Annotated in this window: 13 protein-coding genes; 11 read left to right on the forward strand and 2 right to left on the reverse strand. The window is 59.9% G+C overall.

Annotation, left to right across the window (positions count from 1 at the left end):
- The first annotated feature begins 114 nt into the window (after positions 1-114).
- The gene (locus QIT27_RS03460) at positions 115-645 is read left to right on the forward strand and encodes a GNAT family N-acetyltransferase (RefSeq protein ID WP_253017529.1); all 531 of its coding nucleotides are present in this window, start codon (positions 115-117) and stop codon (positions 643-645) included.
- Positions 646-648: 3 nt separating this feature from the next.
- Here QIT27_RS03460 and nadC read toward each other — a convergent pair whose 3' ends face one another.
- Positions 649-1,503: a carboxylating nicotinate-nucleotide diphosphorylase gene (nadC, locus tag QIT27_RS03465; protein WP_285262900.1), complete on the reverse strand. Its 855-nt coding sequence runs from the start codon at positions 1,501-1,503 to the stop codon at positions 649-651.
- 81 nt (positions 1,504-1,584) lie between these two features.
- On the opposite strand from nadC, the gene ampD reads away from it, so the two are divergent.
- The 7 genes from ampD (at position 1,585) to QIT27_RS03500 (ending at position 10,907) form a co-directional block, all read left to right on the forward strand.
- Positions 1,585-2,166 (forward strand): 1,6-anhydro-N-acetylmuramyl-L-alanine amidase AmpD, encoded by a 582-nt coding sequence (gene ampD / locus QIT27_RS03470; protein WP_285262901.1) that lies wholly within the window; start codon positions 1,585-1,587, stop codon positions 2,164-2,166.
- Positions 2,167-2,567: 401 nt separating this feature from the next.
- Positions 2,568-5,240, forward strand: a complete 2,673-nt coding sequence (gene aceE, locus QIT27_RS03475; protein WP_159343138.1) for a pyruvate dehydrogenase (acetyl-transferring), homodimeric type — start codon at positions 2,568-2,570, stop codon at positions 5,238-5,240.
- A gap of 58 nt (positions 5,241-5,298) precedes the next feature.
- Entirely contained in the window at positions 5,299-7,311 is a 2,013-nt protein-coding gene (gene aceF, locus QIT27_RS03480) for a pyruvate dehydrogenase complex dihydrolipoyllysine-residue acetyltransferase (RefSeq protein ID WP_285262902.1), read from the forward strand.
- Between the two features lie 262 nt (positions 7,312-7,573).
- On the forward strand, positions 7,574-8,227 hold the full coding sequence (gene adk, locus QIT27_RS03485; protein ID WP_285262903.1) for an adenylate kinase: 654 nt from the start codon (positions 7,574-7,576) through the stop codon (positions 8,225-8,227).
- 112 nt (positions 8,228-8,339) lie between these two features.
- Positions 8,340-9,041, forward strand: a complete 702-nt coding sequence (tsaB, locus tag QIT27_RS03490; protein ID WP_159343135.1) for a tRNA (adenosine(37)-N6)-threonylcarbamoyltransferase complex dimerization subunit type 1 TsaB — start codon at positions 8,340-8,342, stop codon at positions 9,039-9,041.
- A complete protein-coding gene (locus tag QIT27_RS03495) occupies positions 9,038-9,748 on the forward strand; it encodes a class I SAM-dependent methyltransferase (protein WP_159343134.1) in 711 nt (236 codons plus the stop codon). Before tsaB ends, QIT27_RS03495 begins: the two co-directional genes overlap by 4 nt.
- Positions 9,749-9,785: 37 nt before the next feature.
- Entirely contained in the window at positions 9,786-10,907 is a 1,122-nt protein-coding gene (locus QIT27_RS03500; RefSeq protein ID WP_159343133.1) for a phospholipase D-like domain-containing protein, read from the forward strand.
- A 5-nt stretch (positions 10,908-10,912) separates the two neighbouring features.
- On the opposite strand, the gene QIT27_RS03505 is transcribed toward QIT27_RS03500, so the two are convergent.
- Positions 10,913-11,593: a YecA/YgfB family protein gene (locus tag QIT27_RS03505; protein WP_159343132.1), complete on the reverse strand. Its 681-nt coding sequence runs from the start codon at positions 11,591-11,593 to the stop codon at positions 10,913-10,915.
- A 129-nt stretch (positions 11,594-11,722) separates the two neighbouring features.
- Here QIT27_RS03505 and QIT27_RS03510 point away from each other — a divergent pair, with 129 nt between their 5' ends.
- From QIT27_RS03510 to QIT27_RS03520, 3 genes are all read left to right on the forward strand, one after another.
- Entirely contained in the window at positions 11,723-12,229 is a 507-nt protein-coding gene (locus QIT27_RS03510) for a SprT family zinc-dependent metalloprotease (RefSeq protein ID WP_285262904.1), read from the forward strand.
- Positions 12,230-12,399: 170 nt separating this feature from the next.
- Entirely contained in the window at positions 12,400-14,349 is a 1,950-nt protein-coding gene (gene acs / locus QIT27_RS03515; RefSeq protein WP_285262905.1) for an acetate--CoA ligase, read from the forward strand.
- Positions 14,350-14,621: 272 nt separating this feature from the next.
- A complete protein-coding gene (locus tag QIT27_RS03520) occupies positions 14,622-15,284 on the forward strand; it encodes a LuxR C-terminal-related transcriptional regulator (protein WP_016916171.1) in 663 nt (220 codons plus the stop codon).
- Positions 15,285-15,345: the final 61 nt, after the last annotated feature.

Here is a 15,345-nt window from a genome sequence, read left to right on the forward strand (position 1 = left end):
CCGACGGGGTCGATGAAGTGGGGCTTTCGAAACGAGGCGACGAGTATAAAATAGCCCGCGGGTGACAGACAGTCCGCTGTCGTTGCCAGCCGCTAAATCGCATTGAGGCGAAGCATGTTGAAAACGAACGAACGCGCACCCTCTGCTGCGCCGACTGCCCGTGTGACCTATCGCGCGGCGCTGGCCAAAGATGCCGCCGATCAGGCGGAAGTCTTTTATCATGCGGTCATGCAGGGCGCGGCCACACACTATGGGTTGGATGAACGCCGTGCCTGGGCGAATGCGCTGCCTCGTGAGGCGAGCGCTTGGGCAGCGCGCCAGGCGCTCTACACCACACTGGTGGCGGCTTGCGATGGCCGCTGTGTCGGGTTTCTAGAGCTGAATATCAGCGCAGGCCGCATTGAAACGCTCTACGTCTGGCCGTCGCTGGCGGGGCGTGGTATTGGCACCACGCTACTGATCCACGCCGAACGCATTCTACTCGAGCACGGCGTTTCGAGCGTAGAGATCGAGGCGAGCCTGGTGCTCTATGAGCGCCTGCTGCGCCGAGGCTTCGATAACCTCGGCGAGCAGTGGGTCGAGCGCAGCGGTGAAATGCTGCGTCGCTACCGACTGGTGAAGCAGCTCAGCGCCGTAGAAACCTAACGCCTACACGTTGAAGGTTTGGGTGATCCGCATCGACAGGTCGATGGATTTAACGTCTTTCGTCAGCGCGCCGCTGGAGATGCAGTCTACCCCCGTGTCGGCAATCGCTCTTAGCGAAGAGTCGTCCACGTTGCCGGAGGCTTCCAGCGTGGCGCGGCCGCCGTTGATTTCCACCGCTACGTGGAGGTCTTCAATGGCGAAGTTATCCAGCATGACGATGTCGGCACCGGCGGCTAGGGCTTGATCCAGCTCCTCGAAGGTTTCGACTTCCACTTCCACCGGCAGCTCGCTGGCCAGTTTGCGGGCTTGAGTCACGGCGGCTTGAATGCCGCCGCAGGCGGCGATGTGGTTCTCTTTGATCAAGAACGCATCCCACAGGCCGATGCGGTGATTATGTCCGCCCCCACAGGTGACCGCATATTTTTGGGCCAGTCGCATCCCGGGAAGCGTTTTACGAGTATCCAGCAAGCGCACGCCGGTGCCTTCGATCAAGTCCACGTAGCGACGCGTGGCAGTGGCCGTAGCCGACAGTGTTTGCAGCATGTTGAGGGCGGCCCGTTCGCCGGTGAGCAGGCTGCGGGCCGGACCTTCGAGCTCGAGAAAGCACTGGTCGGGTGCCAAAAGGTCGCCATCTGCAGCTTGCCAGCGCAGCGTCACGCGGCCATCCAGGCGGCGAAAGATCTCATCGACCCAGGCAACACCGCAGAGTACTGCGGCTTCACGGGTAATCACCTTGGCGGTTGCCCATTGGCTCTCAGGAATCAGCTGAGCCGTGATATCGCCTGCACCCACGTCTTCCGCCAGCAGACGGGCGGCGCAAGCGCGAATCTCTTCAGCAAGAGCAGTTTGGTAATCCATAGGGGGAGGTCTCTGGGCGTCGTCTTCGATGACGGGCATTATAGTGAAACAGACGGCTAACGTAGAGGAGTGCGTGCGCGCATGAACCAAGAAAACAGGGCGGGAGCGTGGTCCAGGGCGCGGCAGGTGCCATCACCGAACCAGGATGCACGCCCCCAGCAGGAGGTCTCACTGCTGCTCTTGCACGCCATTAGCCTGCCGCCAGGGCAGTTCTCGGGCGATGCCATCGAGGCGCTGTTCACCAATCGACTGCCCCCGGACGGACACCCTTTCTTTGCCGAGATCGCCCACCTGCGGGTATCGGCCCATCTGTTGATCCGTCGCGACGGCGAGTGCGTTCAGTTCGTCGATACCGACCAGCGTGCTTGGCATGCCGGTCGCTCCTGCTGGTGGGACCCTGCGCTGGGCGCATGGCGATCCAGGCTCAACGATTTTTCCGTAGGCATCGAGCTCGAGGGCGATGATGACACTCCCTTTACCCAAGCGCAGTACACCGCCCTCGTCGACGCGGTGGGGTGGCTGATGGCTCGCTACCCGGCTTTGACGCCTCAGCGAATCACCAGCCATGCCAAAGTAGCGCCGCTGCGTAAAACCGATCCAGGGCCCGCCTTCGATTGGGCGTATTTCCGCCAGCGATTGTCACAGGCGGCCTTTAAACAATAAAAGCGTGGGTTAAAAAGTAGCGTTAAGTGGTTCTTGAGGCAGGTAATAAAACGGTAGTTTCACTACATTTTGAAGGTGTTCGTCGCAGCGACGAAGGTCTTATAAGGTGCTTATGTTGCAGTGCAATAGTTTGTTTTGGATAGCCTTTTACGGCTCACTGGAATTGGCAGCGTGGCGACTTTGCGGTATCTTCGCATATACAAAAGGCTAACTTTCACTCTCTATGTGTAGCTTTACTACATCAAGACGAGCGTAGCTTGTTGAATGTAGAACGAAAACCCCCGTACGGTGCAAACGCGTCGTGCCATTGTATGGCCTGTGGTGGCTAAACACCGCAGCCGCCCCAGGCCCGAAGGGTTGGCGGGGCTCATTGTCATTTATCGTCATTCGGAGAGACCTCTATGAGTCTGGAGACAAGAGAAGATCTCGATCCGGTCGAAACCACGGAGTGGCTGGAATCCCTGGAATCGGTACTGGATCGTGAGGGCGAGGATCGTGCCCGCTACCTGATGACCCGCCTGGCGGATCGCCTGCGCCGGGACGGGATGAAGGTGCCCTTCTCGGTGACAACCCCCCACCGTAATACGATCCCGGTTCACCGCGAAGCGCCCATGCCTGGCGATCTGTTCATGGAGCGTCGTATCCGCTCCCTGATCCGTTACAACGCCATTGCGCAGGTCATTCGTAACAACCGGGCCAACCCGGGCCTGGGTGGTCACATTGCAAGCTTCATGTCGTCCGCGACGCTGTACGATGTGGGTTTCAACCACTTCTTCCGCGCTCCCAAAGGCGATTTCGAAGGCGACTTGATCTACATTCAGGGGCACGTGGCGCCGGGTATCTACGCGCGTTCGTTCCTGGAAGGCCGTCTGAGCGAAGAGCAAATGGACAAGTTCCGTCGCGAAGTCGACGGCGATGGCCTCTCTTCTTATCCGCACCCGTGGCTGATGCCGGATTACTGGCAGTTCCCCACGGTGTCCATGGGTCTTGGCCCGATTCAGGCCATCTATCAAGCCCACGTGATGAAGTATCTGCATCACCGTGAGCTGAAAGATATGCACGACCGCAAGATCTGGTGCTTCATGGGCGACGGCGAGTGTGACGAGCCGGAATCCCTGGGCGCGATCTCGCTGGCGGGCCGTGAGAACCTCGATAACCTGATCTTCGTCATCAACTGTAACCTGCAGCGCTTGGACGGTCCGGTACGCGGTAACTCCCGCGTCATGGACGAGTTCGAAGGCGTCTTCCGCGGTGCCGGTTGGAACGTGATCAAGGTCGTTTGGGGGCGTCACTGGGATCCGCTGTTCGAGAAGGATAAGAAAGGCATCCTTCAAAAACGCATGGACGAGGCGGTCGACGGCGAGTACCAGAACTACAAGGCGAACGGCGGTGCTTACACCCGTGAGCACTTCTTCGGTAAGTATCCTGAAACCGAAGAAATGGTCAAAGACCTCTCCGACGAAGATATCTGGAAGCTCAACCGTGGCGGTCACGACCCGTTCAAGGTCTACGCTGCGTACCACGAAGCGGTCAATACCTCCAATGGCAAGCCCACCGTCATCCTGGCGCACACCATCAAAGGGTATGGCATGGGCAGCGGCGATGGCGAAGCGGCCAACGAAGCGCACCAGGTCAAGAGCATGGAGTACGAAGCGCTGAAGAAATTCCGCGACCGCTTCGGTATTCCGCTCACCGACGAGCAGCTCAAGGACGTGCCGTACTACAAGCCGGAAGAGGACTCTCCCGAGCTCAAGTATATGCACCTGCAGCGCGAGCGTCTCAACGGTTACCTGCCGAGCCGTCGCAGCTCGTTTGAGCCGCTGGAAATACCGACCCTGGAAGACAAGACCTTTGCTTCGCAAATGGGCGGCTCCAAAGGGCGTGAAGTCTCTACCACCATGGCGTTCGTGCGTATCTTGAACGGCCTAGTGAAAGACAAGAAACTGGGCAAGCAGGTCGTGCCGATCATTCCGGACGAAGCACGTACGTTCGGTATGGAAGGTATGTTCCGTCAGCTCGGTATCTACACCTCTGAAGGTCAGAAGTACGAGCCGGTCGATAAAGGCCAGATCATGTACTACCGCGAGGACCAGAAAGGTCAGGTTCTCGAAGAGGGTATTTCTGAAGCAGGCGCGATGTCGGCGTGGATTGCCGCCGCGACCTCCTACAGCAATAACAACGTCACGCTGCTGCCGTTCTACATCTACTACTCGATGTTCGGTTTCCAGCGTATCGGCGACTTGGCATGGGCCGCAGGCGACCTGCAGGCACGTGGCTTCATGGTCGGCGGCACTGCCGGGCGTACCACGCTCAACGGTGAAGGTCTGCAGCACCAGGATGGTCACAGCCTGATTCAGGCGTCCACCATCCCCAACTGCCGCAGCTACGACCCGACGTACGCACATGAAGTCGCGGTCATCGTGCAAGACGGTCTGAAGCGCATGTTCACGGATCAAGAGAACTGCTTCTACTATCTGACGGTGATGAACGAGAACTACGAGCACCCCGAGCTTGAGAACGTACCGGCCGACGACATCGTCAAGGGCATGTACCTGCTCAAAGAGACGAAGGGTGACAAAGGTCGCGTTCAGCTGATGGGCTCGGGCACCATTCTTCGCGAAGTGGAAGCCGCTGCCGAGCTGCTGGCCAACGACTGGGGCATCGGTGCGGACATCTGGAGCGTGACCAGCTTCAACGAGCTGCGTCGTGAAGCGCTGCTGCTGGAGCGTGAAGCGTTCCTGAACCCGGATGCCGAGGCCAACAAGCCCCACGTGACCAAGTGCCTGGAAGGCCGTGACGGTCCGGTCATTGCGTCGACCGACTACATGAAGCTGTACGCGGACCAAGTGCGTGCCTGGGTACCGAACGACTACACCGTGCTGGGTACCGACGGCTTTGGCCGTTCCGATACCCGCGAGAAGCTGCGCTACTTCTTCGAAGTAGACCGCTACTTCGTCACCGTCGCCGCGCTGCGTGCCCTGGCCGACCGTGGTGAGATTGATCGCAAGCATGTCGGCGACGCGCTGAAAAAGTATGGCATCGATGCCAACAAGCCGAACCCGCTGACCAGCTAAACCGCTGCCCGGCGGGCAGATGCCCGCCGGCTCGATCCGATTTGGAAGGAGCGCGACCTTGAGTAGCGAAATCATCAAAGTTCCCGACATCGGTGGGGATACCGATGTCGAAATCATCGAGATTGCGGTGTCAGAAGGCGACGTCATTGAAGCGGAAGACACCCTGATCACTCTGGAATCCGACAAAGCCAGCATGGATGTACCGGCCCCGAAAGGCGGCAAGGTGATCAAAGTGTTGGTCAAAGAGGGCGATAAAGTCTCGGAAGGCGATGATATCGTCGAGCTGGAAGTGGAAGGTGGCGGTGAGAGTGATGATGCCGAGCCGGAAGCCGACTCCCAAGCGTCTGAGCCAGACGAAGCGCCCGCCAAGCAGCAAGAAGCGGCCCCTGCGCCAAAGAAAGCCAGCGGCGGCAAGCAAACCGTGGATATCAAAGTCCCCGATCTCGGTGGCTCTGACAACGTCGAGATTATCGATGTCGCCGTCGGCGCAGGCGATGAAGTCAACGCCGAAGACACGCTGATCACCCTGGAGTCTGATAAAGCCTCCATGGACGTGCCCAGCCCGCACAGCGGTAAGATCGTCGCGCTGACGGTGAAAGAGGGCGACACCGTGTCCGAAGGCGATGTGATTGGCCAGATGGAAATCGCGGGTGAAGGCGATGATGACAGTGATGCGGACGCGCCTGCCCAAGCCGACGAGTCTGCCTCCACTAACGACTCTGCTGAAGCTGAAGACGATACGGCTGACGACGAAGGCGGCAGCGGCGAGCCAGAGCGTAAAGAGATTCGCGTGCCGGATCTGTCAGGCTCCTCTGACGTACCGATTATCGAAATTGGCGTTGCCGCCGGTGACGAGGTCGACGTCGAAGATCCGCTGATCACCCTGGAGTCCGATAAAGCCTCCATGGACGTGCCGAGCCCCTTCAAGGGCAAGATTCTGGAGCTCACCGTCAAAGAGGGTGACACCGTTTCTGAAGGCGACGTGATCGGCTATATGGAAGTCGCGGGTGCCAAGAAAGCCGCACCCAAAAAAGCGGCCCCTGAAAAAGCGGATAGCAAGCCGCAGAGCGCGCCCAGCGCCAAGCAGGCGTCCCCGGCGGGTTCCCCCAGTCCCGAAGCGCAAATGGCGTCTCACAAGCCTCGCGACGGCAAGCTGGTACACGCGGGCCCCGCCGTGCGTATGCTGGCCCGTGAGCTAGGCGTCGATCTGGGCCTCGTGAAGCCCAGCGGCCCGAAAGATCGCGTGCTGAAAGAGGACGTGCAGGCCTACGTCAAACAGGCAATTGCCAACCAGGGTAAAGCCCAGGCTGCCGCTCCTGCGGCCAGCGGTGGTGCAGGCATCCCCGCCGTGCCGGAAGTCGACTTCAGCCAGTTCGGTGAGGTGGAAGAGAAGCCGATGGGTCGCCTGCTCAAGATGGGCGCGACGAACCTGCATCGCAGCTGGCTCAACGTGCCCCACGTCACCCAGTTCGACGAAGCCGACATCACCGAGCTTGAGAACTTCCGTAAAGCCATGAAGGCGGAAGCCGAAGCCCAGGGAGCCAAGCTCACGCCGCTGCCCTTCCTGGTCAAGGCCTGTGCCTTTGCCCTGCGCAAGTTCCCGCAGTTCAACGTCAGCTTGAAAGGCGACGGCGATACGCTGGTATGGAAGAAGTACGTCCATATCGGTATCGCGGTGGATACGCCGGACGGTCTGATGGTGCCCGTGCTGCGTGACGCCGATAAGAAATCCTTGATCGAGATTGCCAAGGAGATGGCGGAGCTAGGCAAGAAAGCGCAAACCAAGAAGCTCAAGCGGGAAGAGATGACCGGTGGCTGCTTCACCATTTCGAGCCTGGGTTCGATTGGTGGCACGGCCTTCACGCCGATCGTCAACGCCCCTGAGGTCGCGATCTTGGGTGTGTCGAAAGCGCAGATGAAGCCGGTATGGGATGGCAGTGCTTTCCAGCCGCGCTTGATGATGCCGCTGTCGCTCTCCTACGATCACCGCGCGATCAACGGTGCGGATGCAGCGCGCTTCACCGCCTTCCTGGCGGACGTGCTCACCGATATCCGTCGCTTGCTGCTGTAAGCGATCATACGAGCAAGCCACAAGCGGCGCCCTGATGGGCGCCGCTTGTGTTTATAGCAAGCCCACTTAAACGGCAGTTTGAAGCAAACAGGGTGACCAAAGTACTAACGTTGGCCACTTTGCTGTTTTTGCTCAAAAAAACACAAAATAATCGTGCTCTCAGGCTTTTGGGGAGTTGTGTCGCCTGAACGGCACGGTTATTGTCGATTCATTGATTTCAACTATCACTATCATTCAAGACGATCATTCAAGGAGCAGTGCCATGCGTTTAATCCTGTTGGGTGCCCCCGGCGCGGGGAAGGGGACTCAAGCTCAATTTATTTGTGAGCAGTTCAAGATTCCCCAAATTTCCACCGGGGATATGCTGCGCGCCGCTATCAAGGACGGCACTGAGCTGGGCTTGAAGGTCAAAGAGATCATGAACAGCGGTGGTCTGGTGTCGGACGACATCATCATCGATCTGGTCAAAGAGCGCATCAGCCAGCCGGACTGCGCGAATGGTTTCTTGTTCGACGGTTTCCCGCGGACCATTCCCCAGGCCGACGCCATGAAAGAGGGCGGCGTCAAACTGGATCACGTACTGGAAATCGCGGTGCCGGATGAAGAGATCGTCAGCCGTTTGGCGGGTCGCCGCGTACACCCGGCCTCTGGTCGCGTGTATCACATCGAGCACAATCCGCCCAAAGAGCCGGGTAAAGACGATGTCACCGGCGAAACGCTGATCCAGCGTGAAGACGACCAAGAGTCCACGGTGCGTAACCGCCTGTCGGTCTACCACGACCAAACCGCGCCGCTGGTGGACTACTACCAGCAGTGGGCGAAAGAGGACCCGGCCGCCGCGCCGCAGTATCACCGCGTCGAAGGCGTGGGCAGCGTGGCGGACATCACGCGCCAGGTGAAAGAAGCGCTGAGCTAAGCGCGCTGCAGCGTCACGTGCCACGATGGCCCGCAGGCTTCCTGCGGGCCATCGTCGTTTCAGGCGTGTGACGGTATACTAGAGGCCTATTTTTACGGAGTGCAACACCGCTATGTCGTCGTTATACCTTCTGGCACTGGATGCCTCCTCCAGCGCCTGTTCTGCGGCTTTGCTCCGCCAAGCAGGCGGTCAGCGTGACTGTTTGGCGCGCTATGAAATGACGCCACGCGCGCACACCAAGCGCTTGATGCCGATGGTGGATGAGCTGCTCGCTGATGCGGGCATTGCCCCTCAAGCGCTGAACGCCATTGCGTTCGGGCGTGGTCCCGGTTCGTTTACCGGCCTGCGCATTGCGGCCGGTGCTGCCCAAGGGCTGGCGTTTGGCTTGGACTGCCCGCTGCTCGGCATTTCGACCTTGGAGGCGCTCGCGCTACAAGCGCATCGGCGTTATCACTTTCGCCATGTGGTCACCGCGTTGGATGCGCGCATGGGCGAAGTGTATGCGGCCACCTGGCACTGCTTGAACGATACCCTAAGCTTACAAAGTGACGAGGTCGTCATCGCGCCCGGTGCATTCCGCTTGCCGGCCGACGAAACCGATTGGGTAGGCGTAGGCTCGGGCTTTAGCCTGTGGGATGAGTTTGCTGTCGGCGTGCAGGCCAGCATGTCGCAACATCTCACGGACTTAGAACCGCGCGCAGAGGAGATGGCGTGGCTGGCCGCGCGCGACCTGGACGCAGGCTTGGGCCAAGCGGCCCACGCGGCACAGCCGGTGTATCTGCGTAATAACGTGGCGTGGAAAAAACCGGCATGAGCCAGCCGATACCGGAGGTTCTCCTGCCGACGGGGCTAACCTTGGGCTATGTGGAGGGCCAGCTTGCCCTGATCGGGGAGGAGCGGGAGTACGGCAAGCCGCTCAGCGTTGATTTTGTCTCGGGAAAGGCCGCGCATCGCCGTCAGTTCGGCGGCGGCCGTGGGCAGCTGGTGGCGAAGGCCTGCGGGCTGGCCAAAGGCGTGACGCCGAGCGTGGTCGATGCTACGGCGGGGCTGGGGCGCGACGCCTTCGTCTTGGCAAGCCTTGGAGCGCCGGTGCTGATGATCGAGCGGGTCGCGGCCATCGCCGCCTTGCTCAGCGATGGCCTCGCGCGTGCGGCGGCCGCAGAGGACACCGCCGCGATTGCCGCGCGAATGTGCCTGCGTCATGGCGATGCCGCCGAACAGTTGGCGATGCTGGTGGCAGACGCCGAGTTCGCCCCTCAGGTCATTCATCTGGACCCTATGTTCCCCCATCGGGAGAAGTCTGCGCTGGTGAAAAAAGAGATGCGCGTGTTTCGCGAGCTGGCCGGGGACGACGACGATGCCCCACGGCTGTTGGAAGCCGCGCTCGACGTGGCGTCTCACCGGGTGGTGGTGAAACGCCCCCGTAAAGCGCCGCCTATTGCGGGGCCCGCGCCGCAGCACACGCTGGAAGGCAAAACGAGCCGCTACGACCTGTACGTTCATCGTTCACTCAGCCGCTGAGCGTGGATGACACAGCGTAGCCAGAGAAGGAGTCTCTATGCAGCACGAGTGGCGAGAAGGAAACCGTGTGATTCTGCTGCCGGAAGCGTCGCGCTTTTTACCGGCGATGTTCGAAGCGGTTAGTCAGGCACAGCATTACGTGCTGGTGGAGCTCTACTTGATGGAATCGGGGGAGCTTGCCAACCAAGTCATCGACGCGCTGGCGTCGGCCTCGCAACGAGGCGTCAGCACCTACCTACTGCTGGACGGATACGGCGCGATGGGATTGGAGCGACGCGACCGTGAGCGCCTGGAGGCCGCTGGCGTGGCGTTGCAGCTGTTCAACCCGATTGGCTTTCACTCCCTGGCCCGTAATCTCAGCCGCGACCACCGTAAGATCGTGGTGGTGGACGGTGAGATTGCCTTTACCGGCGGTTTTGGCGCAGTGGATGAGTTCCTGCAGGCATGGTATGAAATCGCGCTACGTATCGACGGCCCGGCCGTTGCGGACTGGGAAGTGCTGTTTCGCCGTCTGTGGCGTTCCCGGCTGACTCGCCAAGCGTCGGGTGACCCAGCGCCCCTTCCGCTCCCGCCACAGCGCAGCGCGACCTCCCATGCCGATGGCGTGCGGGGGCGAGTGATGTCGGCAAGAGGCTATCGTTACCAAGCAATTCGCCACTCGCTGTATGCCCGGGTGAGTAGCGCCCAACAGCGGCTGTGGCTGTGTACGCCCTACTTCGTGCCTACGTTTGCGCTGCGCCGCCGGTTGATCCGCGCTGCTCGGCAAGGCGTGGATGTGCGCCTGCTACTGCCCGGTGCCAAGCACGACCATCCCGGCGTGCGCTATGCGGGTCAGCGCTTTTATCAGGGGTTGCTGAAAGCGGGCGTACGCATTTTCGAATTCCAGCCGACCTTCATACATGCCAAATTCGTTCTGGCCGATGAGTGGGTTAGTCTCGGCTCCTGCAACTTCGATCACTGGAACCTGCACTGGAACTTAGAGGCCAACCAGGAGATAGACGATCCAGGATTCGCCAGCGACGTGCAGGCGCTTTTCGAGCGTAACTTTGCCGCCAGCCAAGAGGTAGATGCCGCCGCCTGGGCCGCGCGCCCCTGGGGGCAGCGGGCCAAGGAGTGGGTGTATGGCGTCGTGGATGGCCTTGTGATGCGTCTAAAATAGCGCGGTTATTTGCGCTTTTTGCCTTTAGCCTTGGCGGGCGTTTTTTTACGCGGTTTGGGCTTGGGGGTTTCCGGCGGCACGCGGTAGTGCAGGTAAAGGTCAAGCACCAGCTCGGGCAGTTGAGCAACGAAGGTCTCTTGGCTGGCTTGATCCTTGGCCATCTCGGCCATGTCGGGTTCGTCGTCGAAGAGCCCCGATAGCGACATGAACGGCAGCAGCAGCGTGGCGGCAGCCTCTTCGTCATCCTGGAACCAGGCGCTTTCGTCGCTGAACACCGCTTCCATAAAGCCTGCACACCAGTCACCAATCGGCGTCTCCTCGGCGGGCAGTCCATCCAGCGTTAGCTCGAAGGGTAGTTCCGGTAGGCCACCTTGCTCCAGTACCGCCATGGCGTTGTCGCGCAGCAGCGTCAGCAGCTGGACGATCTCGTCGCGCTCGTCGGCATCGCGGTAGTTGGGTTCGCCTTGGAACAGCTCCTCCAGCCACTGTTCGGTGGGCTGTTCGCTAGGGGCAACCGCCAGGGCGACGAGAAAGCCGTGGGCTGAAATCAGGTCGAGGGCATCTTCGCCCACCCGGTCGGAGTCGAGAAAATCGTCCAGCCTGTCCAGCTGTTCATCATCAAGCAGCGGCTGAGGCGGAGTGCTGTCGGGCGAGTTAGCTTCGGTCACGGTGTTGCGCTCTGCCATAGGGAGCCTCGTGGTCAACGTCATCATTGAAAACCGCTGTCGATCCGTCACAATCGAGCAACGTCACTAATGGCTAGTTTATCACTAATGAAGACGTCACCACTGCCCCCTTGGCCGCACGATGATTTGATGGCGCGCTCCCAGGAGGCGCTTCTTCGGGCCGCCCAAGAGCGGGTCGCACAGGCTTTGGCACGCTGCCGAGAGGTGCATCCAGCGCTGCCTGCTCCCAAGGTGTGGTTTGACCTCAAGGGCGCATCGGCGGGGCAAGCGCATCTTGGACGGGGTGGGCTGCGTTTCAACCCGGTGCTGCTGGCAGACAATCGCGAGGCCTTCTTCGACGAAGTGATTCCTCATGAAATGGCCCACTGGCTGGTGTTTCATCTCGCCAACGGCGCGCGCTTGAAGCCCCATGGCCGCGAGTGGCAGGCGGTCATGCGTGATCTGTTCGGGCTCGTGCCACGGGTGACCCACCGCTTCGATATTCAGCGCTCCCAGCCGCGCCCCTATCGCTATGAGTGTCGCTGTCAGACCCACCGTTTTACACCGCGCCGCCATGCCCTGGTCGTCAAGGGGCGACGCTACCGCTGCCGTCATTGTGATGAGACCTTGGTCTATCGTGCTTTCGAACGCCCGTGATTCTTATTTTAAGTAGCTGTTTTTTAAATAAAAAATGCTACTACCAATGTCTAAAGGGAAGCCGTTCGGGACAGGTTTATGCTAGGTAAATATTACGCGCGTCGGTGCAGCCAATAATAAAACCGACATCACTTACCAGAGAGTGCAACTTCACGGACAGAGGCAACTTCATGAGCGAGCATAAAAACGTCTATCCAGTGCGCGATAGCATCGCTGCCAAGGCATGGGCCGATAAAGATAAATATGCGGCAATGTATCAGCAGTCCATGGACGACCCCGAAGGTTTCTGGGGCGAGCAGGCCAAACGCCTCGACTGGATCAAAACGCCCAGCAAAATTAAAAACACCTCGTTTGCCCGCGATAACGTCGATATTCGCTGGTTCGAAGATGGCGAGCTGAACGTGGCGGCGAACTGTCTGGACCGCCATCTAGACAAGCGAGGCGATCAAACGGCGATCATTTGGGAAGGCGATAACCCCAACGAATCCAAGCATATTACGTATCGCGAACTCTACGAGCGCACGAATCAATTGGCCAACGGCTTGAAGTCGCTGGGCATTCAGAAAGGCGATACCGTCACACTCTACATGCCGATGATTCCTGAAGCGGCTATGGCCATGTTGGCCTGCGCCCGTATCGGCGCGGTGCATTCGGTGGTCTTTGGTGGTTTCTCGCCTGACGCAGTGGCCCAGCGGGTCATCGGTGCGGATTCTAAGCTGGTCATTACCGCCGATGAGTCGGTGCGTGGTGGCAAGCACGTACCGCTCAAAGAGAACGTCGACTCCGCGCTCAAGCGTGATGGCACCGACGTGTGCAAGAACGTACTAGTAGTGAAGCGCACCGGTGGCGAGATCGACTGGCAGGAAGGCCGCGATATCTGGTTTGACGAGCTGGTCGATAAGCAGTCCAGCGAGTGCCCGGCCGAGGCGATGAACGCGGAAGATCCGCTGTTCATTCTCTACACCTCCGGTTCCACCGGCGCACCAAAAGGCTTGAAGCACACCACCGGCGGTTACCTGACTTACGCCGCCATGACGCATCAGTACGTCTTCGACTACCAAGAGGGCGAGATCTACTGGTGTACGGCTGACGTGGGCTGGGTGACCGGTCATAGCTATATCGTCTACGGCCCGCTAGCGAACGGTGCCACCACGCTGATGTTCGAAGGCGTGCCGAGCTACCCGACCCACGGCCGAATGGGCGAAATCGTCGACAAGCATCAGGTCAATATCCTCTACACCGCGCCCACCGCCGTACGCGCACTGATGGCCCACGGTGATGGCGTCATGGACTCCAGCAAGCGGGATTCGCTGCGCCTGCTGGGGTCGGTGGGTGAGCCGATCAACCCCGAAGCGTGGGAGTGGTTCTACCGCGTGATCGGCAACGAGAAGTGCCCCATCGTGGATACCTGGTGGCAGACCGAAACCGGCGGCATCATGATTGCACCGCTGCCGGGGGCCACCGACCTGAAACCAGGCTCGGCGACGACGCCTTTCTTTGGCGTCAAACCTGCCCTGGTCGATAACGAGGGCAATAAGCTCGAAGGTGCCACCGAAGGCAATCTGGTGATTCTAGACTCCTGGCCGGGGCAAGCGCGCTCTATCTGGGGCGACCACGAGCGCTTTGTTCAAACGTACTTCTCCACCTATGACGGCATGTACTTCACGGGTGACGGCTGTCGTCGTGATGAGGATGGCTACTACTGGATCACCGGTCGTGTGGATGACGTGCTGAACGTTTCCGGCCACCGTATGGGCACCGCCGAGATCGAGTCGTCGCTGGTGGCGCACTCTGCCGTGGCCGAAGCGGCGGTAGTGGGCTTCCCCCACGATATCAAAGGCCAGGGCATCTACATCTACGTGACCCTGAACGACGGTATCGATCCCACGGACGACCTGAAGAAAGAGCTGACTCAGTGGGTGCGCAAAGATATCGGGCCGATTGCCTCGCCGGATGTGATTCAGTGGGCACCGGGACTGCCGAAAACGCGCTCGGGTAAAATCATGCGCCGTATTTTGCGCAAGATCGCCGCCAACGAGTGCGATGGTCTCGGCGATACCAGCACCCTGGCCGATCCGTCGGTCGTCGATGATCTGATCGAGCATCGGGCCAATCAATAACCGTCTCGCCCTCACTGCCATCGGCAGTGAGGGCGGCGTTCAATGACGGGCGTCAAGCATTTGCGTCTAACGATCAGGCAAACTGCGCTTATCCGATGCAGTGCCGGCCATAGGGCCGGCACTGCTGTTTTCGTTCGGATGACGTCTCAATGACAAATTGTGCATGTGATGCTTGGGCATGATGAAGCCCATGGGGTACCATGCTTCAACCGTATGAGCCTAGCGTCGCGGCGGCAGGCAACCCCGCTGCTCGAGGAACCGGAGGAATATCCATGGCAGTAGCCCATAAGTTTATCGTCGCTGACGACCATCCGCTGTTTCGTGCAGCGCTCACCCAGGCGTTGCGCCAGTTGGCCCCCCAGGCTGAGATTGTCGAAGCCGACACCATGGAAGCCACCACTGAGGTCGTGAATCGACACCCCGATGCAGATTTGATTTTGCTGGATCTCCACATGCCCGGTGCCCACGGCTTTTCGGGCCTCATCCAGTTGCGCGGTCAGATGCCGGATATTCCGGTTGCCGTGGTATCCGGCAGCGATGAGCCCTACGTCGTGCGCCGTGCCATCGACTACGGTGCCTCGGGTTTTATTCCCAAGTCGTCATCGCTACAGCTGATCGCCGAGGCGGTGGGTGAGATTCTGCAGGGTGAGGTGTGGTTACCGGAAGCGCTGGCCAACGTCCTCGAAGAGACCAGCGAAGAGGAATCGCGCTTTGCCGAGGCGATCGCCTCGCTCACGCCCCAGCAGTTTCGCGTACTGAACATGCTCACCGAAGGTCTGCTGAACAAGCAGATCGCCTATGAGCTGAACGTCTCGGAAGCAACCATCAAAGCCCACGTAACGGCCATTCTGCGTAAGCTGGGCGTGCACTCGCGCACCCAGGCCGTCATTGCCGCGCAGAAGCTGGAAGTGGAGCCGCCAAAAGTCGAGTCGTAACGGCTAACGACCGGTGAACAGCGCCGCGCTTAGATGTTTCTAAGCGCGGCGCTGCTGTTTT

The organism is Halomonas sp. LC1 (assembly GCF_030247125.1).
Classification (GTDB): domain Bacteria; phylum Pseudomonadota; class Gammaproteobacteria; order Pseudomonadales; family Halomonadaceae; genus Vreelandella.